Source organism: Arcticibacterium sp. GJ41-1, assembly GCF_055808875.1.
The window spans coordinates 1,970,010-1,994,862 of sequence record NZ_CM147888.1; the positions used below are offsets into that span (position 1 = coordinate 1,970,010).

Annotated in this window: 17 protein-coding genes; 14 read left to right on the top strand and 3 right to left on the bottom strand. The window is 38.0% G+C overall.

What is annotated here, in order from left to right:
• The first annotated feature begins 91 nt into the window (after positions 1–91).
• From AC0L6O_RS08025 to AC0L6O_RS08075, 11 genes are all read left to right on the top strand, one after another.
• Positions 92–3,166: a SusC/RagA family TonB-linked outer membrane protein gene (locus AC0L6O_RS08025; protein WP_473307669.1), complete on the top strand. Its 3,075-nt coding sequence runs from the start codon at positions 92–94 to the stop codon at positions 3,164–3,166.
• 32 nt (positions 3,167–3,198) lie between these two features.
• On the top strand, positions 3,199–4,833 hold the full coding sequence (locus AC0L6O_RS08030) for a RagB/SusD family nutrient uptake outer membrane protein (protein ID WP_473307670.1): 1,635 nt from the start codon (positions 3,199–3,201) through the stop codon (positions 4,831–4,833).
• Between the two features lie 132 nt (positions 4,834–4,965).
• Positions 4,966–8,319 (top strand): VCBS repeat-containing protein, encoded by a 3,354-nt coding sequence (locus tag AC0L6O_RS08035; RefSeq protein ID WP_473307671.1) that lies wholly within the window; start codon positions 4,966–4,968, stop codon positions 8,317–8,319.
• A 22-nt stretch (positions 8,320–8,341) separates the two neighbouring features.
• Positions 8,342–10,057, top strand: coding sequence for a sugar porter family MFS transporter (locus AC0L6O_RS08040; protein WP_473307672.1), 1,716 nt, complete (start codon positions 8,342–8,344; stop codon positions 10,055–10,057).
• Positions 10,057–11,709 (top strand): glycoside hydrolase family 43 protein, encoded by a 1,653-nt coding sequence (locus AC0L6O_RS08045; protein ID WP_473307674.1) that lies wholly within the window; start codon positions 10,057–10,059, stop codon positions 11,707–11,709. The genes AC0L6O_RS08040 and AC0L6O_RS08045 overlap by 1 nt, the downstream gene beginning before the upstream one ends.
• Positions 11,691–12,779 carry a glycoside hydrolase family 26 protein gene (locus tag AC0L6O_RS08050; protein WP_473307676.1) on the top strand — a complete coding sequence of 363 codons (1,089 nt, stop codon included), beginning with the start codon at positions 11,691–11,693 and terminating at the stop codon, positions 12,777–12,779. Before AC0L6O_RS08045 ends, AC0L6O_RS08050 begins: the two co-directional genes overlap by 19 nt.
• A gap of 19 nt (positions 12,780–12,798) precedes the next feature.
• Positions 12,799–13,899 (top strand): glycosyl hydrolase, encoded by a 1,101-nt coding sequence (locus tag AC0L6O_RS08055; protein ID WP_473307677.1) that lies wholly within the window; start codon positions 12,799–12,801, stop codon positions 13,897–13,899.
• Between the two features lie 20 nt (positions 13,900–13,919).
• Positions 13,920–15,779, top strand: coding sequence for a right-handed parallel beta-helix repeat-containing protein (locus tag AC0L6O_RS08060; RefSeq protein WP_473307678.1), 1,860 nt, complete (start codon positions 13,920–13,922; stop codon positions 15,777–15,779).
• Between the two features lie 2 nt (positions 15,780–15,781).
• A complete protein-coding gene (locus tag AC0L6O_RS08065) occupies positions 15,782–16,378 on the top strand; it encodes a hypothetical protein (RefSeq protein WP_473307679.1) in 597 nt (198 codons plus the stop codon).
• Positions 16,379–16,500: 122 nt separating this feature from the next.
• On the top strand, positions 16,501–17,187 hold the full coding sequence (locus AC0L6O_RS08070; protein WP_473307680.1) for an NUDIX hydrolase: 687 nt from the start codon (positions 16,501–16,503) through the stop codon (positions 17,185–17,187).
• Between the two features lie 287 nt (positions 17,188–17,474).
• Positions 17,475–18,773 (top strand): MFS transporter, encoded by a 1,299-nt coding sequence (locus tag AC0L6O_RS08075; protein WP_473307682.1) that lies wholly within the window; start codon positions 17,475–17,477, stop codon positions 18,771–18,773.
• A gap of 49 nt (positions 18,774–18,822) precedes the next feature.
• On the opposite strand, the gene AC0L6O_RS08080 is transcribed toward AC0L6O_RS08075, so the two are convergent.
• Together AC0L6O_RS08080 and radA are read right to left on the bottom strand one after the other, a co-directional pair.
• Positions 18,823–19,851: a mechanosensitive ion channel family protein gene (locus tag AC0L6O_RS08080; RefSeq protein WP_473307684.1), complete on the bottom strand. Its 1,029-nt coding sequence runs from the start codon at positions 19,849–19,851 to the stop codon at positions 18,823–18,825.
• An 81-nt stretch (positions 19,852–19,932) separates the two neighbouring features.
• A complete protein-coding gene (radA, locus tag AC0L6O_RS08085; protein WP_473307685.1) occupies positions 19,933–21,309 on the bottom strand; it encodes a DNA repair protein RadA in 1,377 nt (458 codons plus the stop codon).
• 198 nt (positions 21,310–21,507) lie between these two features.
• Between radA and AC0L6O_RS08090 the strand changes: the two genes are divergently transcribed.
• The 3 genes from AC0L6O_RS08090 (at position 21,508) to aroQ (ending at position 23,775) form a co-directional block, all read left to right on the top strand.
• Positions 21,508–22,131: an outer membrane beta-barrel protein gene (locus AC0L6O_RS08090; protein ID WP_473307687.1), complete on the top strand. Its 624-nt coding sequence runs from the start codon at positions 21,508–21,510 to the stop codon at positions 22,129–22,131.
• A 102-nt stretch (positions 22,132–22,233) separates the two neighbouring features.
• Positions 22,234–22,956 carry a hypothetical protein gene (locus tag AC0L6O_RS08095; protein WP_473307689.1) on the top strand — a complete coding sequence of 241 codons (723 nt, stop codon included), beginning with the start codon at positions 22,234–22,236 and terminating at the stop codon, positions 22,954–22,956.
• A 399-nt stretch (positions 22,957–23,355) separates the two neighbouring features.
• Complete coding sequence (aroQ, locus tag AC0L6O_RS08100) at positions 23,356–23,775, top strand: type II 3-dehydroquinate dehydratase (protein ID WP_473307690.1); 420 nt, start codon at positions 23,356–23,358, stop codon at positions 23,773–23,775.
• Here the strand turns inward: aroQ and AC0L6O_RS08105 are convergent.
• Positions 23,772–24,836 carry a DUF4412 domain-containing protein gene (locus tag AC0L6O_RS08105; RefSeq protein ID WP_473307691.1) on the bottom strand — a complete coding sequence of 355 codons (1,065 nt, stop codon included), beginning with the start codon at positions 24,834–24,836 and terminating at the stop codon, positions 23,772–23,774. The two genes, aroQ and AC0L6O_RS08105, sit on opposite strands and share 4 nt — an antisense overlap.
• Positions 24,837–24,853 lie beyond the last annotated feature (17 nt).

Sequence of the window (24,853 nt, forward strand, 5' to 3'; positions counted from 1 at the left end):
GCTTGCTCAAAATTGGGTCTCAAAAGGTTGGAGAGTTTTAGGTGTGAAATTTTATGAAAATCAGTATCAAAATCAACCCAATTATTTAACTATGAAACAAATTTTTACATTCATTTGCTTCTTCGCTATCTTGGGCTTTAAGCCCTTTTTAGCACAGTCCCAGAGCCTGCAGCTCACGGGTACTATTACAGACATGAGTACTTCGGAGGTCCTGCCCGGAGCTACTGTTGCAGTAAAGGGCACTACCGTTGCTACTATTTCTGACAAAGACGGTAAGTACAAAATTTCAGCTACCAAAGGTTCTACCCTTGTAATAGATTACATCGGAATGAAAAGCGTAGAAAAACTAGTAGGAAATGCTGGTGTTATTGACTTTGTTCTTGAGCCAGAAAATCTAGATTTAAGCGAGGTGGTAGTAGTAGGATATGGAACGCAGTCAAAAAAGAATTTGATTAGCTCTATAAGTACTATTAAATCAGATGAAATTAAACGTAATCCAGTAGCAGACCTTAGTAATACGCTTGCAGGTAGAGTTACGGGTGTTATTGCTAAACAAAGTTCTGGAGAGCCGGGTAGTGATGGTTCACAAATTTTAGTGCGTGGGGTGTCTACCTTTAATGGTTCATCTAGCCCACTTTTTGTAATTGACGGAATTGTTAGGTCGCAGTATGATTTTGCCCTCTTAAATCCTAATGAAGTAGAGTCAGTTAATATCTTGAAAGATGCATCTTCAGCAGCTATTTTTGGTGTTAAAGGTGCTAATGGTGTTATTTTGGTGACAACAAAGCGTGGTGCAGCTGGAAAACTGAGTGTTAATTATAGCATTAATTATGGTTCGCAGTCTGCGGTAGGTTTACCAGATTTTTCAGACTCTCATACATATGCCACACTTTATAATGAGGCATTAGCAAATGATGGTCGTGAGCCACTTTTTACAGACGAAGAACTTACAAAATATAAAGACGGTTCTGACCCAGATTTATATCCAAACACAGATTGGGGTAAAATACTTTTAGGAGGTTCTGCTCCAATGATTCAGCAGAATCTTTCTATTAATGGAGGGAATGAAAAAGCAAGGTATTTCGTATCTCTTGGTTATTTAAATCAGGAAGGTTTGTACAAAACACTTAGCAATAAGCGATATAATGCAAGAGCTAATTTGGACCTTCAACTTACTAAAACTACACAGTTGTCTGTAGATTTATCTGGTAGAATTGAAGATAAAGATGCTCCTGTAGCAGGAAGTACAAACATTATGCAAGAGGCGTTTAGAAACCCTCCAATTTTCCCACATCAGTATTCTGATGGCAAATTAGCTAATCCAAGACCATATCCAAATCCTTTTGCTTTCGTTCAAGAAGAGGCTGGTTATAATAGAAATAACTATGATGTGCTTTTGACTACATTCCAATTGACCCAAGATATTCCATGGATTGAGGGGCTTTCTTTGAAAGGAGTATTGGCTTTTGACAAAACTACAGGATATAACAAAAGGTGGAATGATAACATTACACTTTATGAAAGACAACTGGATAACACGCTTATTCCTACGCCTTATTCTAATCCTAGTCTTAATGAGCAGTTTACCCAGTCTTCTGGTACTGAATTACAGGGGCATATTAACTATAACAGAAAACTGAATGAAGACCATGAAGTATCTGCTTTAGTACTTTTTCTTCAAAAGACTAATTATGACAGGTACCTTAATGGTGGTAGAAACACTTATACTACTTCTGCATTAGATGTGATAAACGCGGGTCCATCGCTTAACCAATACCTTGGTGGTGGCGGAAACGAATATGGTTTATTAAGTACTGCAGCTAGGTTTAATTATATGTACAAAAACAAGTACTTATTACAAGCCAGTGTTCGTCAAGATCAATCAGAAAACTTTGCTCCTGGTAAGCGTAAGGGTATTTTTCCTGCGGTATCTGTGGGCTGGATAGCTTCAGAAGAGTCTTTTATTCGTGATATAGCGGCAATTGACTTTTTAAAGCTTAGAGCTTCTTATGGTAAACTTGGAAACGACCAAATTTCTTCAAGATTTGGATATTACGCCAGATACGATTTAGCTAACAACTCTGGTGGTTACGCTGGTGGACCTCCGTTTAATTTCGGTGGTTATGCTTTTGGTGGTCAGTATTATTCTGGTTTAGCTCCAGGACCCTTGGCAAACCCAAACATCACATGGGAGACGTCAACTAAAACGGATGTTGGTTTAGAATTTAGCCTTTTAAATAGATTCTTAACTGCAGATGTGGTTTACTTCCACGAGCGTAGAGAAGGTATTTTGGCTCAAAGAAACTTATCTGTACCTACTTCTTTTGGTGCTAACCTGCCTACAGAAAATATAGGTATTGTGGTAAACAAAGGTTTTGAGATTAGCTTAAATCATGAGAAGCAATTGACAAAAGACTTCTCATACCATTTGGGCGGTAACATTACTAAAGCGGCAAATGAAATCATATTTGCAGATGAGTCTCCAGGAGTTTCTGATGACTTAAGAAGAACAGGAAGAGCTATTAATGGCTATTATGGTCTTCGTTCTTTAGGTCTATTTGTAGACCAAGAAGATTTTGACAATTCTCCTAAAACGGCCTATACAAACTTAGGACCTGGTGATATCAAATATGATGATATCAATGGTGATGGAAAAATTGACAATGATGACAGAACTTACCTAGGTAAAAACAATATTCCAGGAATTATTTACGGAATAACAGGTGGTGTAGCTTATAAAGGTTTAGAACTGAACTTCTTGTTTCAAGGAGCAGAACAAGTGTATCAGCAGTTGAAATCAAATGCTGTTTGGTCATTTTATAATGGTGGAAAAGTTACCAACGAGTGGTTAGACAGATGGACGCCAACTAATACTGATGCTAGCTTGCCAAGAGTACTTGTGATAGCAGAAAACAACCAATTAGTGTCTGACTTCTGGATTAAAGACGCTTCTTATTTAAGATTGAAAAACCTAGAGGTAGCTTATACTTTGGCACCTAACTTCTTAACTAAAATTGGAGCACAAAACATCAGAGTTTCAGCTTCTGGTCAAAACCTATTAACCTTTACAGATTTACTAAATGTAGATCCTGAAAACACAAATATTGACGGCTGGTATTACCCGCAGCAGAAAGTCTACAACGTAGGCCTAAGTGTTCAATTCTAAATAATATTTGTGAAGATTAAACTTTGAAAAAAATGAGAAATAATAAAATAAAAATATTTGGATTGAGTCTAGTCTTGCTGTCTGGCCTTTCCTGTAACGATAATGTTTTAGATGTAAAACCAACCTCTTTTGTGTCGGATGCCACACTTTGGTCTGACATTAACTTGGTAAATCAATTTGTAAACAATATCTACGGTAGTCTTCAGAGTGGCTTTAACCGTCAAGATTTTGGTTATGGAAGTGGGAACTCTTGGTCTAGAGGAATGTCAATCTTAGGAGCAGGTTCTGATGATGCTGATGGTAAACTAGATGCTAAAGTTCAACTGTTTAATACGGCGGATATTACGCCATCTTTCACTCCTTATGGAGAAGATTTATGGGTAATGAACTATGCTACCATTCGTAAAGCAAACGTACTTTTATCTAGAATAGATGAAGTACCTGGAGACGAAGCAGTAAAAGAAAGATATAAGGCAGAAGCTCTATTTTTAAGAGCATTTAGCTACGCCGACCTTATCAAAACTTTTGGTGCTGTTCCTTTAATCACGAATGTTCAGGAAATTACTGATGATTTAGAGCTTCCAAGAAATACGTATGAGGAGTGTGTGGCACAAATCTTAAAAGACTGTGATGCCGCGGCAGCTGTTTTACCAGCCAAATTTACTGGAAATGATGTTGGAAGAGCTACTAGTTCCGCTGCTCTTGCATTAAAGGCTCGTACTTTATTATACTTTGCGAGTCCATTAAATAACCCAGGAAACGAAACGTCAAGATGGGCGGATGCAGCAAGTGTTGCTAAAGAACTAATTGACAAAAATGAGTTTACATTGTTTCCTGATTATTACCGTTTGTTTATTGATAACAATAACTCAGAAGTTATTTTTTCAAGACAATTTGTTAAGCCTGACGTAGTGCATCCTGCATCTTATATGTTAGGTATGAGCGTAGGACTTAGTGATGGTACCTGGGCGGGTTTTGCACCTACGCAAAACTTGGTAGATACTTATGAAATGACCAACGGAAAGCCAATTACGGACCCAGCTTCTGGATATGATCCTCAAAACCCTTATGCAGATAGAGATGCCAGAATGGACCAAACTATCATTAGAAATGGCTCGGAATGGAAAGGTATTACTGTATATACCTATGATGGTGCCAATGCTTCTAGCCAAACTAGTTATGGATTGAAAAAATTCTTAGACGATAACCTTAGAATTTCTTCTCAAACCTACCAAGGGCAAGACAATAACTGGATATTCTTCAGACTTGGAGAAGTTTTACTAAATTATGCTGAAGCACAAAATGAAGCAGCTGGTCCAGATGCTAGTGTATATGATGCTATCAATAGAGTAAGAAACAGGGCTGGTCAGCCAAATTTAGAAGCAGGTCTTTCCCAGGATATGATGAGAGAGAAAATCAAGAATGAGAGACGTGTAGAATTAGTCTTTGAAGAGCATAGATTTTGGGATGTTAGAAGATGGAAAGAAGGAATGGCTGTTTTTAATCAGCCAGCGTATATGATGGAAATAGAAAGAGAAGGTGATGTAGATGTTTATACTAAGAAAATTTACGAACCAAGAAGCTTTAAAGAGCATCAAAACGTGTTCCCAATTCCTCAGTTTGAAATGGACAAAAATTCTAAACTGATTCAAAATCCAGGATATTAATAAATAGATAAGAGCGATTACAGCAGCCTGATACTTATCGGGTTGTTGTATTTTTTTAAATTGAATAAAAAAGTGAACAAGAGAAATCTTTTTTTTGATTTTTTGAACCAAATAGCCACACCGATCTTCGGTATGGCTATTTCTTTCTTTTTACTTTTTTCATGTTCTGAAAAAGAGATAAAGCTGTTCGATAAATTATCAGCTCAAGAGACAGGAATCTCATTCACAAATCAACTTACAGAAACCAAAGAAAGAAACGTATTAACCTACGAATATTATTATAACGGCTCAGGTGTTGCTACTGGAGACTTAAACAATGACGGTTTTGCTGATATTTACTTCACAGGAAATCAAGTGCCGTCAAAACTATACCTCAATAAAGGGGAAGGTTTAAAGTTTGAAGATGTAACGGCTACTGCCAATGTAGCAGGAAGAGCACATTGGAAAACAGGCGTTTCTTTTGCGGATATTAATGCAGATGGCAAACTTGATATTTATGTTTGTTATTCAGGATTTGGTACAGATGAGGAACGCAAAAACGAACTCTACATAAACCAAGGAAATAATCCGGACGGTATTCCGATTTTCTCAGAACAAGCAGCAAGCTTCGGAATTGACGCATTTGGAACCTACACCAGTCAGGCATTATTCTTCGATTACGACATTGATGGTGACCTAGACCTATTTTTATTAAATCACGCTAACGGATTTTATTCGCCATTTTTTAATACGAATAAACTAAGAAACCTTCGCCACCCGCAATTTGGCAATCGCCTTTATCGGAACGACAATAATACATTTACCGATGTAAGTGATGAAGCGGGCATTTATGGCAGCGGAATAAACTTTGGCCTGGGTATTGCCGCCAGCGACATGAATGATGACGGCTACCCGGACCTATATGTTAGTAATGATTTTGAGGAACAAGACTTCTGCTATTTAAATAATGGCGATGGCACTTTTAAAGAAGTAGCTAAAACAGTTTTTGCTCACATCAGCAGAAGCACCATGGGGCTTGACATTGCAGATTATAACAATGACCTCAAGCCAGATGTGGTAACTTTAGACATGCTTCCTGAGACTAATCTCCGTCAAAAAACAGTACAAGGAGCAGACCAATACGACAAGTACCAATTAATGGTAGAAAGTGGTTATGGGCATCAAAACACCCGTAACATGTTACAGCTAAACCAAGGTTTAGACCAAGAAAAGCTTCCTGTATTTAGTGAAATAGGGCAACTCGCAGGCGTTTCAAACACCGATTGGAGTTGGAGTGCTTTATTGACAGACCTTGATAACGATGGCTGGAAAGACCTTTTTGTGAGCAATGGATTTTTAAGAGATTATACCAGCCTTGACTTTGTGAAATATGAGGTAGAAGCCGCCATGCAGCAAGCCATAAAAGATGGTAAAGACATTTCTACTCGTGAGAAATATCAGGAAAATATGCCGCTTTACGACTTGCTCAAAAAAATGCCTTCAACCAAACTGAGTAATTATGCTTTCAAAAATAAGGGTAATCTGAAATTTGAAAACGTTTCAGATTCTTGGGGTTTATCTGAAGCAGGAGTATCTAGCGGAGCATCTTATGCTGATTTGGATAACGATGGCGACTTAGATTTAATCGTTTGTAATAACAACGAACCAGTATGGGTTTACCGAAATAATGCGGAGGTCATCAATGAGAATGCTTATCTGAAAGTAAAATTACATGGCTCAGGAAATAATACTTTTGGAATAGGTGCTAAAGTTATAATCAGAACCAAAATGGGAGCACAGTACCAAGAACTTTATCCAGTAAGAGGCTATCAATCTTCGGTAGACTATACGCTCAATTTTGGATTAGGAGATATTAAATCTATCGAAACTTTAGAGGTCATTTGGCCTAGCGGAAAAAGTCAAATACTAGAAAATGTTGCGGTCAATAAATTGACAGAAGTTTATGAGAAAGACGCTTTAGAAGTTTCTAATCAAAAAGGAATTCATCAAACGCTTTTTACTGAAATCACAAAGGATTCAGGTATAGATTTTACTCAAAAAGAAAACGAGTATGTTGACTTTAAACGGGAATCATTAATTCCTTATGAACTGTCAAAACAAGGGCCTAAAATGGCATCTGCAGATGTAAATGGGGATGGATTGGAAGATGTATTTATAGGTGCTCCAGTAGGTCAAAGTGCAATTCTTTACCTTCAAAATAAGTCAGGAATCTTTTCTAAATCAAAATCTCAACCTTGGCTAGCTGACCAATCGCATGAAGATATCAGTTCTTTGTTTTTTGATGCTGATGGCGATGGCGACCAAGATTTATATGTGGTAAGTGGCGGTACTGAGTGGTTACACCCCGTTCCTGAATTGCAAGACCGCATTTATGAAAACGACGGAAAAGGAAACTTCAAGAAAGTAGAAGGAGCTATTCCAGAAGAAATATACAGTGGAAGCTGCGTAAAAGCAGAAGATTTTGACAAAGACGGTGACTTAGATTTATTTGTAGGAGCAAGAGCTGTTCCTGGGAATTACCCTCTTAATGGTGGAAACATCATCCTAAGAAACGACTCGGATAAAAACGGCATTCGTTTTAAAAATGTCATTAATCAGGTAGGTGATGAGGCACTGTTTAATGCTGGAATGGTAACAGATGCCATTTGGGCAGATATTGATAAAGATGGCTGGACAGACTTAGTACTTTCTGGTGATTGGATGGCTATCAAGTTTTTCAAAAACACCAAAGGGAAGTTTACCGAAATTACGGAAACTACAGGCCTAAACGAAAATGATGGATGGTGGTGCAAACTAGTAGCTGCAGATATTGATAATGACGGTGATATTGATTTTATAGCAGGAAATATGGGCACCAATTCCCAGTTTAAACCAACAGCCGAAGAGCCTTTAACCACTTATGTGAATGACTTTGATAATGATGGTAGAATAGACCCCGTAATGACTTGGTTTTTGCAGGGTAAAAGTTACCCTTTTAATTCTCGCGATGAGCTAACCGCTCAAATTCCAAGTTTAAATTCTAGGTTCATCAAATATGCTGATTTTGGCAATGCTACCATTCAAGATATTTTCTCAAAAGAGCAAATTCAGGCTTCTAAGGAATTCAACATACATAATATCAACTCTTCCTTAATTATAAATAATGGAGACGGCACTTTCACGGTAAAAGCATTACCTGAAGAAGCTCAATTTAGCGTGGCCTCAGGAATCATTTATGATGACTTTGACGGAGACAACATTCAGGACATTTTAATAGCCGGAAACTTCTTTCCATTTAGAGTGCAGCAAGGTAGAATGGATGCTAGTTTAGGCTGTCTTTTAAAGGGAGATGGCAAAGGTAATTTTGTGCCAATAAGTAAAGAGAAAACGGGTTTGAATCTTAATGGAGATATACGCGATATTATTCAAATAAAAGGACAGAACAGAAGACTAATTATAGCCGCAAGAAACAGTAACCATGTTCAGGTGATAGAACAATTAAAATGAAGACTTTGACGACAAATTATAAATGAAACAAAATACAATTTATATAACCTTAATAGCCTTCACGGCTGCCATTGGAGGGTTTCTATTGGGCTTTGACGGCTCGGTGATATCTGGGGCGGTGCCTTTTTACAAAACAGTTTTTAACCTTGAAGATGGTTCTTTCCTTTTAGGGTTCTCTGTTTCTTGTATTATCTGGGGCTCCATTCTTGGTAACTTTATAGCAGGGCCTATGAGCGATAAAATAGGCAGAAAACCCTCCTTACTTATAGCCGCAGTTCTGTTTGCTGTTTCAGCTTTAATTTCAGCATTAGCAACAGACATAAACTTCTTCATTTTCGGAAGAATTATTGGTGGGTTTGGCGTGGGAGTTGCTATACTTGTTGCACCAGTTTACATAGGGGAAATAGCCCCTGCCAAAGACCGCGGTTGGTTGGTTTCTTTTAACCAGTTACTGATTGTGATTGGTTTATCTGCCGCCTACTTTTCTAACTATTTTGTGCTAAAAGCATTTGAAGACCCACTTACCAACTGGCGATATATGTTGGGCATTGAAATCATTCCAGCACTTATTTACTTCATCGGTATTTTCATCATTCCAGAAAGCCCAAGATGGCTGCTGATGAAAGGGCGAGAGTCAAAGGCCATGGATGTGCTTATGAAAGTGGGAGATGAAGCATACGCTAAAGCGGAGCTTGAGCAAATCAAAAAAACGATAAATCCTGATGGACAAGAAAGCTTAAAATCGCAGGCTTCTTTCTTCTTCTCAAAGAAGATGAGACTAGTTTTAATTATAGGTTTTGGTCTGGCCATTTTACAGCAGTTTTCTGGAATAAATGCCATTCTTTATTATGCTCCCATGGTGTTTGAGTCTGCCGGTGGAGGTAGAGATGCAGCTTTTATGCAGGCAGCAGTTCTTGGTTTGGTCTTTTTGGTGATGACCATTGTTTCCATGTTCTTGATTGACCGAATAGGCAGAAAACCTCTCCTATATGCAGGGATATCTTTGATGGCTTTCTCTTTGACTTTTACAGGAATTCAATTCAAGAAAGCTCGCTACATTGTCAATTCAGAGCAAATAGCCGTTTCTGCTAAGAGCATTCTTGAAAATGACCTTTGGGCTTTAGCCAAAGCAAATGACAGTAAACTTGTCAATTATGATGGTTTTAAATTGGAAGCCGATAATGCCATTTTCTTCAGTGGGAAAGATGAAGTTTCTAGCATCACATTGTCAAATGACAATGCGGTGGCTTTGATTAATAAAAAGAATACGTTCATCAATGCAGTTTCTACCATAAAGGATAAATCATTCTTAGACGAGCTTGAATTTTACAGTGCCATTGACCAGTCACTGGCTACTAGCGGCATCGCTTCTGGGAATTATAAGCCTGCTCTTTTAAAAGACGGCATTAAGATTAATTCATTTTTGGTGCTGTTAAGCATCCTTGGCTTTATCGCTGGTTTTTCTATCTCTTTAGGACCAGTGATGTGGGCTATATTCTCAGAAATATTCCCAAACCGAATTCGTGGATTCGCCATTTCGGCGGTAGGTACTATCAATGCTTTTTCAAGCTTTCTAGTAGCCACATTTTTTCCTGTCCAATTAGCAAATTTTGGTAGCAGTACCACATACTTTATATATGCCGGCTTTATGTTCTTCTGTTTGATTTTTACCTGGAAATACGTGGTAGAAACCAAAGGTAAATCGCTTGAAGAACTAGAAAAACAATTAATAGACTAATGACTTTCGTTAAAAACCCAATTCTAAAAGGATTTAACCCAGACCCCTCTATCATTCGTGTTGAAGATGATTATTACATTGCCACCTCCACTTTTGAGTGGTTTCCAGGTGTTCAAATACACCATTCAAAAGACCTTGTAAATTGGAAATTAATAAGTAGACCACTTAACAGAATTTCTCAGTTAGATATGAAAGGAGCACCGGACTCATGTGGGGTATGGGCTCCATGCCTCTCTTATGATAATGGTGTATTTTATCTGGTATATTCCAACGTGAAATCTTTCTCAGGAAAGTGGAAAGACACGCCAAACTTCCTTGTGACCACTACCGATATTTCTGGCGATTGGTCGGAGCCTATTTTCTTAGACGCTTCTGGTTTTGATGGTAGCTTATTTCATGATAATAATGGCAGCAAATGGTACACAAGTTTACTGGTAGACCACAGAAAAGGCAAAATGTTTGGTGGTATTATTCTTCAAGAATACTCTGAAACATTAAAGAAACTGATAGGCCCAAAGCATTACATTTTCGAAGGGTCAGAACTTGGCCTTACAGAAGGTCCACACATTTATCAAAAGGATGGATATTACTATTTGATAACAGCAGAAGGTGGTACAGAATACGGTCACGCGGCTTCTATAGCTCGTTCAAAAAACTTAGTTGGCCCGTATGAAATCAGCCCAAATGGACCTCTGCTAACTTGTAGAAATGAGCCAAACTATTATTTGCAAAAAAGCGGACATGCAGATTTGGTGCAAACCAAAACAGGTGAGTGGATAATTGTTTTCTTAACTGGTCGCCCTTTAACGCCACAAGGGAAGTGTATTTTAGGAAGAGAAACCTCTATTGAAACCATTAATTGGGCAGATGGCGAATGGCCTACTTTAGGCAGTGGCTCGTGCATTCCGAGAGTAGAAGTACCCATAGAAACTGATGCGGAGCCTATAGTAGGAGAAGTTAATGAGGTTTATTCATTTGATTCGGAGATTTTAGATATAGAATTTCAGTCGCTCAGAGTTCCTGTAAGTTCAGATTGGTTAAGCTTAAATGAGCCAAAAGGAAAGCTTTGTCTTTATGGCAGGCAGTCTTTGAACTCTACCCATGAGCAGAGTTTGATAGCAAGAAGAATTCAGAGTTATAAAATGACCGCAAGCACTAGCCTTCAGTTTAATCCTGAGAGCTTTCAGCAAATGGCAGGTTTGGTTTGCTACTATAATACCTCACATTATCACTACTTAAATGTGAGTAGAAATGAGGCAGGGCAGCTATGCGTTCAGCTTACCTCTCATGACCTTTTTGAGCAGTCAGAAGCATTAGGCGAACCGCTTATTTTGGATATAGAAGAAGGTGCCAATATCTATCTAAAAGTAGAAATGAATGGTGCAGATTTACAGTTTTTCTATGCTTTAGAAGCTGATAAATGGTTAGCAATAGGAGAGGTGTTAGACGCCACTATTATGTCTGACGACCACGTGAGAGACGGTGGACCTAGCTATATGCCAGCTTTTACGGGTGCTTTTGTAGGTCTTTGTTGTCAAGATTTAGAGGGGCACAAACGCCCGGCTTATTTTGATTATTTCACATACAAGGAGGAAGAGTTTCAATTTCCAAGTTCCATAAAAAAGAACCTGTCATGCGAAATATCTTACTAGGAATTATTGCGGTAGCCTTATCTGCGGCTTGTACTCAAAAATCGCCAGAGATAGTAGTCGGGCCTAAGTTTGAACCTAAAACTGATGGCTTAGCCAAGTTTGAACCACCTACTGGAAAAGTCTTGCTTTTTGTGGGGCAGGAGTTAGAGTCTATTGGCGGCACGGATGAATATTCAGATGGTTACTTCGATTATTTCCATGCTCCCGCGGGCTTTACAGCTTATACTGGCTTTGGTGGAAATGGTTTGGATGGATTAACATCTACTGCAGATTGGGGTGATGGTCCTGAAAATATGTCGCTATTGGTGGACGATGTCGATTTTGACAATTCCTGCTTATCCATAGGGCTTGACATTGCCAATAGCGGAGATGAAAAAACAGCAAAAGGCGATTACGACCATTTGATTATAAGACTAGGCGAATGGATAAAAGCCTTGGGCAATCGCCCTGTTTTTCTGAGAATCGGTTACGAATTTGATGGCCATGACTGGAATCATTACAAAAGTGAGTTTTACAAACCAGCATACAGACGCATCCATCAAAAGTTTCAAGAAATGGGTATTGAAAATGTGGCTTACGTTTGGCAGTCGAAAGGTGGAGGTTCTACCAGAGCAAACATGGAAGAATATTACCCTGGAGATGATGTGGTAGACTGGGTTGGCTTTTCATTTTTTACCACGGGAGAGGTTAATCATCCTATGATTGAGTTTGCTCGCGACCATAAAAAACCTTGTTTCATAGCCGAAGCTAGTCCTGTGATTTTAGACAATACGGGCACCAGTATCCATCTAGACCTAACTAAAACGGAAGACGCTCAAAAGGCATGGAACGAATGGTTTACCCCTTTTTTTAATATTGTGAGGGTAAATTCTGATGTGATAAAAGCCATTCACTACATCAATTCCCCATGGAAAACGCGTACGCAGTGGCAAAACAATCCATTCTTTAAAAACATTGACGCCAGAATAACCCAAAACGAATACATGAAAACGCAGTGGTTATCTGAAATTAACAAAGAGCGATATCTGATGGCTTCAGATACATTATTTACATACCTATCAAAAAAATAAAGAATTAAGAATCAACGATATGAACATGTTTAAATTAACCATATTACCACTTGTTTTATTTGCTGTTTGGTCTTGCACTAGTCAACCAACGGATGAGCAAGAAACTGAGCAACTAGCTAAATTTGAACCAGCTGATGGCGAGGTTATTCTTTTTGCTGGTCAAGAATTAGAAGCTGTAGGTGGCTTAGATAATTATTCAGACGGTTATTATGACTATTTGCCCACTCCAGGTGGATACACGGCCTATACCGATTTTTTGACAGGACATGAATCTTTTGGTTTTATGCATAAAGGTTTAGATGGCCTGACCACTACAGATGATTGGGGCGATGGCCCAGAAAATATGTCGCTAGCTCTTTCTGATTCAGATTTTGACAATTCATGTCTAGCCATAGGTTTAGATATGAGCCAAGGAAATGACAGCGTAACGGCTATTGGAGGTCACGACCAATTAATTCACCGCTTAGGAAACTGGTTGAAAGAACTTGGGGAACGTCCCGTTTTCTTAAGAATTGGTTATGAATTTGATGGTTACGAGTGGAATTTTTACAAATCAGAACATTACATTCCTGCTTACAGACGTGTCAAAAATAAACTGGACAGCATGGGTGTGACTAATGTGGCTTACACTTGGCAGTCAAAAGGCAAAGGAGCCAACCGTGAGACCTTTGATAAGTTTTACCCGGGAGATGAATATGTGGACTGGGTGGCTTATTCTTTCTTCACGCCAGATGATGCTAATCACCCTATGATTCAGTTTGCCCGCGACCATAAAAAGCCATTGTTTATTGCAGAATCCACTCCAGTGCTTTTAGACTCAAACGGAGTAAGCGAGCATCTTGATTTGACTAAAACAGCAGATGCCGAAAGAGCGTGGAAAGAATGGTTTACGCCCTATTTCAAAGCTATAAATGATAATCCAGACGTGATAAAAGCAATAAGCTATATCAACGGAAACTGGAAGTCGAGACCAATGTGGGAGAACAATAATTTCTTCAAAAATATTGACGCTAGGCTAACAGAAAACGAATACATGAAAAGCCAGTGGCTTAAGGAAACTAACCAAGAAAAGTACCTTAAATCGTCTGATACTCTTTTTGAAAAGCTACATAATAAATAGACCTTATAATATTCAACCCTATGTATAAAACAATTTTAACAGCCCTTTTACTGAGCGTTTGCACGCAAATTAGCTTTGGGCAAAGCAGGTCAAGAACCGATTGGGATTTTAATCCAGAATGGAAAAATACTACCCAATATTCTAAAGTATATGTAGTAAATCAGAAGCACCCAAAGGCGTCTGATAGCAATGCAGGAACGGAAGACGCTCCATTTAAAACCATCAATAAAGCGGCTCAGGTGGTGAAAGCAGGGGAGAAAGTGCTTATTCATGCTGGTGTTTATAAAGAAACTGTCAAACTTCTTCATGGAGGAAGTTCTGAAAGTAAAATGATAGCATATGAAGCTGCGAACGATGGCGAGGTAATTATCAAAGGTTCAAAAGTGATTAATCAACCTTGGATTCAACGCTCTATCTATACGGATGCCGCCAGAGACACTTCTAGAAGTTATACATGGTCGCGTAAAACGTGGATGGTTACATTGGATGACTCTTTTTTTAGCGATAACTATTTTCCGCTTAAGCTGATGAATATTGAACCAGACGAATATCCAATGATGCCTTGGGCAGAAGGAGTTAAGAAAATTACACCTTATAACAACACCAGAGGTTTAGTATTTCAAAACGGAAAGCGATTGACACAACTAGCCGCTTATGGTGATTTAGCTAGAGTTTCAGGCAGTTTTTGGGTAGATAAAGACCAAAAGACCTTACACATTCATGGTTTTGACAGTGGAAATCCTAATGGCTCTTTGGTAGAAATTGGCGTATCCGAGCATCTATTTATTCCACAAAGTATTGGCCTAAATTATATCCAATTAAAGGGTTTGACTTTTGAGCACTGTGCCAATGGTTTTCTTCGTACCAGCACCGGAGCGGTTACGGCTTTGGGTGGGCACCACTGGATTTTTGAAAACAACACCTTCAAGCAAATGAACTCGTCTGCATTGGAGTTTGGCTATTATGCTTTTGAAGAAATTGACACTAATCCTTTAAACGTAAAATCTCCAAGAAAAAAGCCTGATGCCATAGGCGGAATGATAATTAGAAACAATACGATTTCAGACTGTGGAACTGCAGGAATGCGTAGTTATGTGGTGCATGATGCTTTAATAGAAGGAAATCACATTTATAATTGCGGCTGGCAAGACGCCGAAAACTATTGGGAAGTGGCTGGTATTAAAATCTTAAATGTAACCAACAGCCTGATAAGAAGAAATTACATTCATAATATTACTGGCGGAAATGCTATTTGGCTAGATTGGGATAATAATGGCTCGCGAGTGAGTCAAAACATTATTCATGATATAGCTACGGTGCAGGGGGGGATTTTTATTGAAGCTTCGCAATACCCAAACATGGTGGACAATAATTTCATTTGGAATGTGGATGGTAATGGCGTTTTTGTTAACGACGCAGATTCTGTGAAGATTTATCATAATTTGATTGCCAATTTTACTGGGAATGCGGTACATGGTGTGGCACCTACCAATAGGTCATTGAATGGCAAAAGGCTAGTTTCTGAAAACCATCATGTGGCAAATAATATCTTTATCAATGGTAAGGTTTCGCATATAAGTAAGTCGTCTATTCAAGAAAATAACCTTTATGTAAACAGCATACAGCCAGACCTTTTTACGGCTGAGGCTTTAGAGGCTGCCGGTGAACGTGGTAGCAGTACGCATCAGTTTGGTTTTGGGGACTTTGTGCAAAGCGGACTTTATTTTGACTGGACTTTTGCGGAAAATCCACCTTTGGTACCAAGACTTAAAGAAGTAGACAGAGACCTTAAGAACAACCTTAAAACAAAGACACTCACTTACCCAGGCCCTTTTAATGATTTATCAAAACAGTATTCAACCCTATTAAACGAACAATAAAAATGACAAAATTAAAAAATGTATTAATCACAGGTTTGCTGTGTACCGCGGCTATGACCGTAGGTTTTGCTCAGAAAACCATTGAGGTAGAAGCAGAGAGCTTTTCTAAGCAAACCAAAGACGATGTTAGAAAATGGTACGTAAAATCTGACCCAAATGCTTCTGGTAAAAGTTTCATTCAAATATTGCCAGACAGCAGAGTTACACATGATGACGAGCTGGTAGTGGGCACTAGTTTTTCTAATACGCCAGGAGTGCTTGCCATAGTATCTTATGATGTCAAAATTCCTAAAGCAGGAAGGTATTATGTTTGGGCTAGGGCACTTTCTACAGGAACAGAAGATAATGGAGTGCACGTGGGAATAGACGGAACATGGCCAGAAACTGGAGCAAGATTACAGTGGTGTGACGGAAAAAATCAATGGTATTATGAAAGTAAGCAGCGTACGGAAGAAGTACACTGTGGGGTGCCTTATCTAATTTATTTAGACATTGAAAAAGCAGGAAAGCATACCATTCAGTTTTCTATGAGAGAAGATGGCTTCAAAATGGATAAGTTTATCTTAACTACAGATAAAAACTATCAGCCTAAAAATTAAACGATTTTAAAAACGATAAAAGAAGATTGGTGCACAAGCCAATCTTTTTTTATGCTCTTTCTCAAATTTGCTAGTAGCTATTCTTAGTGTAACTTTGTGCCTTAACCTAGCCCAAACAGCTCTTGAAACTTTCTGATGAAATAATTGACGCTTTATCTATTGACTGTGTCATTTTTGGCTTTAAAAACTCTGAATTGTATGCACTTTTAGTAAAACACGGACAAGGTCCTACTAAAGGTCAATGGGCACTTCCTGGTAGCTGGATTAAGTATAACGAGAGTTTGGATGAAGCCGCTAGTCGAATATTATCTTCTCAAACAGCCTTAGGAAATGTATTTCTAGAGCAGTTCAAAACCTTTGGTGATTTAGAGAGATTTCCAGATAAGCGAGTTATTACCATCACTTATTATGCTCTGGTAAATATTGATAAGTTTGAGCTAGAAGCAGGACCTTCGGTTACAGATGTACAGTGGTTTAATGTGAGAGAAGTACCTAGCATGAGTTTTGACCACGGGCATATTCTTGATAGTTGTTTCGCTCATCTTCAGCATAAAATTCAGCACGAACCGCTAGGTTTTAATCTACTTCCAGAGAAGTTCACGCTCTTACAACTTCAAGAGCTTTATGAAGCCATCCTTGGCCAAAAACTAGACAAGTCTAACTTTAGACGCAAGTTCTCAAAAATGAACCTTTTGGTGTCTTGTAATGAAAGAGAGCAAGACGTTTCTCACCGTGCGGCTATGTTATACAGGTTTGATGAAGCCATGTATAATAAGCTCATTGAAAAGGGCTTTACGTTTGAGGTTTAGTTTTATCAATGATAGATAACTAAAAAGCTAGCGGCTTATTATCAATCAGAATCTATAGTTTGGTTTTTAGATTTCCTGACGGGTATACTCAATATGGAAAAGGTATTACGTGTAAAAGCTTAACTACTAGTCGGTATAAGCTCATTTGCTGCGTGCTCACTATTCCCATTATTATTCAATGCCTTTTTGTTTAAAAAGGAAAAGCGTTAAATAAGCTAGTTTAAGGTCATAAATTCAATTTTTGGTCTTATTTTAGGCATTCATTTACAACCCTATAAAAAATAATAATGGATTTTTCCCCATCTGAATTAATTGACAAGAGTCAATTAACAAAACTACAATACGGTACCATTTTAATTTGCTTTTTAATGAACATGCTAGACGGCATGGACGTTTTGGTAATTTCTTATACAGCCCCCGCCATAGCAGAAGCATGGTCTGTTAGTCCTCAAACTTTAGGAGTGGTCTTTGGTGCTGGTTTGGCTGGTATGACCGTCGGAACTTTATTTTTAGCTCCATTTGCAGATAGAATAGGAAGAAAGAATATGATTCTTATTAGTGGAGTTTTGATGGGTATTTCTATTTACTTAACAGGCTTTGCCACCAGTGTTGACGAATTGTTGGTTTATAGATTTTTTGCTGGTTTAGGAATTGGCTGTATGCTAGCAAGTACCGCAGCTTTAACATCAGAATATACACCAAACAAGTCTCGTAATTTTTGGGTAAGTTTTGTGATTTCTGGGTATCCTGTTGGGGCTGTTATTTCAGGTTTAGTGGCAGCTAAAGTTATTCCTACACAAGGCTGGGAAGAGATGTATCACTATGCAGGTTATGCATCTTTGGTTTCTATACCCTTAATTATTATTTTCTTGTCGGAGTCAATGGATTTTTATATCAAAAAGCAGCCTAAGAATGCTTTAAATAAGGTAAACGCTATTTTGAAGAAAATGAACTTTGATGAAATAGAAGCGTTGCCACCTAAAGCCGAACCACAATCCGCCATTGCGGTAGGAAAGCTTTTAGAAGGGAAATATAAGATACCTTCTTTACAGCTGTGGTTAGCACTTTTTATGGCATTTGGAGCACTATTTTTTATGACGAGTTGGATACCTAAATTAGCTACTGATGCCGGTTTATCTATGGAATTGGCAATTTATGCAGGTACAGTATTTAATGTAGGAGCTTTCTTTGGTATAGTTACACAGGGGTATTTTTCTAGCAAATATGGCTTAAAGAAGACCATTGGCGTGATACTTATTTTGACAGCTGTCTTAATGGCTTGTTTTGGTTTGTTTGTAGGTTCTGACTTTATATTATTAGTGTTTGCCTTCTTAGGTTTTGGGATACAAGGCGGTTTTGTTGGTCTTTACGCTTTTGCCGCTAGAATGTACCCAACGGAAATAAAAACCACAGGAATAGGTTGGGCAATGGGAGCCGGGAGATTTGGCGGAATAGCTGGGCCAGCCTTAGCAGGTTTGTTGATAGGTATGGGTTTAACCATCGGAACCAACTTCTTGATTTTTGCTATACCTGCCGCCATAGCAGGTATTATGACATGGATTAATAGTTCTGAAGACGTTTCCTAAGCATATTAGTTTCAAAGCCAAAGAGTTTTAATTCTTTGGCTTTGAAATTTTACTCCTCTTTCTTCATATAAACCGTTCTGATGGGGAACGGGATATCAATTCCTTCTTTATTATATCGCTCATGTAGAGCTTTTACAAACTCATGTCTTATGAGGTATTGACTTGTGAAATCACTGCTTCTCAGTATCACATTAAAGTTTATACTACTGTCCGCGAATTCATTGTATCTTACAAAAGGAATATGGTCTTCTACTGCACCAGGGACAGTTTTCTGAATTTCTGTTCCTACTTCTATGGTAACTCGCTCCACCATCTTTAAGTCGGAGGCGTAAGATACGCCTACAGGTATTAGTACAGAGTTTTGCGAGTCTGGCAGAATGAAGTTTTTGACAATACTACCTGCCATAGTACTGTTTGGTACTATAATAATGTGATTACCTAAAGCTCTTACAGTAGTGTTACGCCATGCTATATCTTCTACAAAACCTTCGTCGCCATTATCCAGTTGAATATAGTCGCCAGGTTTTAGTTTTTTGGCGGCTAGCATTTGCAAACCTGCAAAAAGGTTACTCAGGGTGTCTTGAAGAGCTAAAGCAACTGCCAAACCACTCACTCCAAGGGCGGTCAATGCTGGGGCAATAGGAATGCCCAAAACATGCATCACAAAGAGAATACCAACGGAGTATACCAATATTTTGATAATGTTGGTAAATATAGAAGTGTTAGGAAATACCTTTCCTTTTCTGAAAATATAGAGCTGAATTATCTCTGCAATAAAGTGGGAAGACGCCCAAGTGAAAATAATGATGTTAAACACCAAAATAGCAATTCTGATATCAGGCTTATATTCGGCAAAAAGATTACTGAAGTGATAAGCTATCCAAATACCAACCACCCAGAAAAATGGAATAACTAGCCTAGCACATAGGTCAATAACTGCGTCATCAATGCTGTTTTCAGTCTTTCTTGCTTTTCTGTGAAGCAGCGGGAAGATAGTTGACTTTATAAGTTTTCCTACAAACCAACCGCTTGGGAATGCAATAACCCAAAGTAAAATGTCAATATAGTTATCTGGCAAATCTTATTGTTTTTAATGCTGTAAAGTTACAATTTTTAAAAGGCCTAATCAGGGTCAAACCTTAAAAGCTTATCAGAAATTTTAGCCAAAAAGGTCACGAAAAACGTCTTCAAGTTTCTCCGAAGCTATTATATCAATTCCGAATTTCGCTTTATCAAGACCTTTCATATTATTCTGCGAAATGTAAATTCTTTTAAAACCCAATTTCTCGGCTTCTGATATTCTAGCTTCTATACGGCTAATGGCTCTAATTTCACCACCAAGACCTACTTCAGCCGCAAAACAGTAGGACTGGCTTACCGCCAAATCTTCATAGGAAGATGCCACACTAACGCATACAGCTAGGTCAATGGCTGGGTCTTCTACTTTTAATCCACCAGCCACATTCAAGAAAACGTCTTGAGTTCCTAATCTAAAACCACCTCTCTTTTCTAAAACGGCCAATAGCATTTGAAGTCTTCTGCCGTCAAAACCATTGCTAGAACGCTGTGGCGTACCATAATTGGCAGTACTTACCAATGATTGGATTTCTATGTTTAAGGAGCGGTTTCCCTCCATCATGGAGGCTATACTGATTCCGCTAATTTCACTTGCTCTTTCAGACAATAGAATTTCTGAAGGGTTGCTAACTTCCCTCAGTCCATCAGTTTGCATTTCGTAAATGCCTAATTCTGAGGTGCTACCAAATCTGTTTTTTGTAGTTCTTAAAATCCTGTATGCCATGTAACGGTCGCCTTCAAACTGCAATACTGTATCCACCATGTGTTCTAATACTTTAGGACCTGCTAAGCTACCTTCTTTAGTAATATGGCCAATCATTATTACAGGAACGTCAGACTCTTTGGCAAAAGTCATGAACTCGGCGGCACACTCTTTAATTTGTGAAACAGAGCCAGCACCTGATTCTATCAATGGCGAGACCATGGTTTGAATAGAATCTACTATCACCACATCTGGTTCTAACATTTCTATGTGTTTAAAGACGGCGTCGGTAGAAGTTTCTGTTAGAATATAACATCTGTCGTTTTCAAACTTAAGTCGAGTCGCCCTCATTTTGAGTTGCTGCTCACTTTCTTCCCCAGAAATATAAAGAACATTGTAATCTTTAAGACTTAAGGCAATTTGTAACATCAGTGTTGACTTTCCAATGCCAGGTTCACCACCAATAAGTGTCAAAGAACCTGGTACCAAACCACCTCCTAAAACTCTATTCAGCTCACTGTCTTCTGTTATAATACGGTATTGCTCCGTAGTGTGAATGTCATTTATCTTTTTTGGCTTTGATTTTGGCTTAGTGTTTTGACTTCCAAATCGCCAATTTCCTTTTTCTGGTTCGTCTTTTGTAATTAACTCTTCTACCAGGGAGTTCCATTCTAAACAAGATGGGCATTTGCCTAACCATTTTGGAGCGTTATAACCGCATTTTTGACAGAAATAAGCAGTTTTTTGTTTTGCCATTTATTGAGTTTCCTTTTGTGAGGGTAGGTATTTAAAGAAATAATGAAGAAAAAGGTTCACTAGTGCAACCGATAAATAAAACCTTACATCTAAACTTTCAGAGACGAGTAATATTTAGAAATATTGTACTAAGATAAAAGCAAGTACCGTTTATTGACCAGAACATTACGCGAATTTAAGAACATAAAAGAAAGAATTATGAAAAGAATTACAGTAGTATTGGCCTTATTATTAATTAGTTCGGTTGGCTTTTCGCAGTCTGCTTTAGGGGTAAAAGGTGGAGTTAACTTAACCAATATTTCTACAGAGGCGGGTTCGCTTAAAGATAATATAAACGAGAGCCTTGATACCAAAACCGGATTTGTGTTTGGCGTTTGGGGGCGTTTGGGGCAAAAACTATACTTACAGCCTGAGTTATTAATAGCCACTAAAGGTGGAGAAGTAGAGGTAAGACCAGCAAATGGAGGACCAGTACAAGTGGTAGATGTGAAATATACAAATTTAGACATACCAATATTGGTGGGTTTTAAACCAGTTAAATTTTTAAGAGTAATGGGTGGTCCAGTAGCTTCTCTTAAATTGTCTGAAGATCAAAAATTAAAAGAGTCTTTGACCGAATATACCACCAATACGGATGCTGCATTTGAAAACGCTACTTGGGGTTATCAAGTAGGAGTAGGTGTTAAAGTTTTTGGAGTGGAGTTAGATTTAAGAAAAGAAGGAAGCTTAACTGATATAAACGCATTAAGCTTTAAAAACGAAGATAAATTTAGCCAAAGAGCCAGTGGATGGCAGCTTACTTTAGGCTTTACTATTTTGTAATATTTTATGGACATTTTTTTTGAATCCCCCTTCAGTTTAGCTGTTGGGGGATTTTTTAGCATGGAATTTGCTTGGTAAAGTGTGTTACTCAACCATCCTATAATGATATCTATTCTAACCTATAAGTCTTTGCTTATATGCTCGTTTCTTATTGCAATTTTTGCAGAGGCGAAGGCTATAAGAATAGACCCTTTGATTGAAAAGTGTCCGAATAAAAGTGTTTTGGCCGACACTTCTAGCATGCTATATTATTCTTTTGAGCACCAAAAAACCATTAAGTATCAAGAGCTTTTGAAGGAGACCGGTCTGTCTTATGTAAACACTTGTGTAGGAAGAAGTTTGATTTTATCTCTTCTTAATTATGAAGAAGGTGCTGATTATACTTGGGAAGGGCCACATGGCTTTATAAGCAAATCAGCTGCAGTGAAATTTGAGAAAGTGCAGTTAAATCATGATGGTATTTATACGGTTAATGTTGTTAAAGATGGGGAGGTAGTACAAGGTAGAATTAAGCTTATTGTAAAGCCTACGCCAGAAGCCAAAATCAATAAAGAAAGGTTTAATGAAAACGAAGCTATTCAATTACAGGCAGGCGATGTTTACCTAGATACTAAATATGAGTGGAGAAATATTGACAAGAAAGTTGTCTCTAAGTCGAAGGACTTATGGATATCTCCTAAAAAAGAAGGTAAATATGTTTATCGCTTGACTGTAGATAAGGATGGTTGTAAATCTTCTAAAGATGTTGAAATTACAGTAGGGAATGAAGCCTATAAACCTGCTTATAATAATGTGGTAGATGTTTTAAGACATTCCAATAAGTAAATCTAAATACTTAATTTGCAGAAGAACATTTTCGCACATAAGTGATAACTATTAAAGGAATAAAGCTGCCAAAAATATCGGGAATAACCATCTTCCCTTTTATTATAATCCGTTCAAAGGAACCATCGATTACACTTATCAATCACGAGAAAATTCATATTAGGCAACAGCTAGAATTACTTATTGTGTTTTTTTACATTTGGTATGGCTTAGAGTGGTTTCTACATTACTTAAAAGTTCGGAACTTTTGGACGGCGTATAGGATGATTTCTTTTGAGAAGGAGTCTTATTGTTATGAGAATGACTTAAACTATTTGAAAAATCGAAAGTTTTGGGCATTTCTTAATCACATCTAAAAACCTACATTTGTCATAATTTAAAACTCACTAAAATTTAATCATGAAAAAAATCATCATTATTAATGGTCCAAACCTTAATCTTTTAGGAAAAAGAGAGCCAGAGGTTTATGGTAATAAAACGTTTGATGATTATTTCAAAGTGGTAAGTGAGCTATTTCCAGAAGTAGCTTTAAGTCAATTTCAAAGTAATCATGAAGGAGCTATTATTGACAAAATTCATGAAATAGGTTTTGATTATGATGGTATTATCATAAATGCGGGAGGCTTAACACACACTTCCGTAGCATTGGCTGATGCATTGTCATCTGTCACTACACCAGCCATTGAGGTACATATTTCCAATATTCATGCTCGTGAGACTTTTCGCCATCATTCTTACCTAACTAGTAGGTGTGTAGGTATGATATGCGGTTTAGGGCTTAAAGGCTATGAATTAGCTATCAGGCATTTCCTAGATTAATCTTCAGACTCTTGCTGCTTTTGAGCATCTTGCATGATTTTGTTAAAGTCCATCATGTTTTCATAACCTGAAGTTTGGATAGTATAATTGTCACTTTCTTTGATATCTGTTACTTCCATTGACATTTGCTCTTTGCCATCGGTTTTGCTTTCCATGCCTAGCATGGCTCTTCCTTCTGCTGCAAACTTCATCATCTCCACATTAGCGGTATCATCAATTTTAAATAGGCTAGTGCTGCCTGATGAAGCCATTTTCTGAAAAGATTTATAATAGGATGAAACCACGGGAACACGAGAACGACTAATCCAGATAAGGTTTTTGTCTTTGCCTTGTGTTAAAAGATATCCATCGCAGGCATATCCTGCAATTGTTTTGCTTTCACCTGTTTTAGTAATACTTGTTTTTGAATTCTCTTCTTGAGCCATTTTAGTTGCCATATCTCCGGCTGCTTTCATAGAAATCCCAATCATGCTTTTGTTACCTTCTGCTTCCATGAAAGTGTACATGCTTTCTTTTTCAAAGTCAATTATGATAGCCTCAAGTCCTTGTGCTTGTTTCGACATTTGAGGGTTAGAGCCGCTTAGCATCTTAGAGCCCATATAATTGCCATTAGATGTAAAGTAGTACTTGTTTTGCATGTCAAAGTCGCCATCAGAGTTTTTAGTCTTAATGTTCATTACATAAGAAGAATTAAAACTATAGCTATCTGATGGTGGAGGGGTAGAAGCCATTCCGCCAAATAAACCACTTAGCATGCCCATGGCTTGCTCTTGAGATATATCAGCAGAAGAGTTATCAGTAGAAGGCGTACTTGCTTTAGTTTCTGTGTTTGACGTAGTTTCGGTCGTTTTCTTTGAGGAATTGAAGATACTATCAAAAGCTTTGTCTACACTTTTATCAATACCCTCATTTAATTTCCCTTCGGCTCTTTGTTCAACTCTTTGTGCAGCTCTGTCTGCCACTTTTTTACCAAGTCTTCTAGGGTTTAAGATTTGAGCGTAGCTAAATACGCTACTAAATGCTAAGGCTATAACTAAGGAAAGTTTAAATATCTTTTTCATTTTTGCAGTTTGGAAAA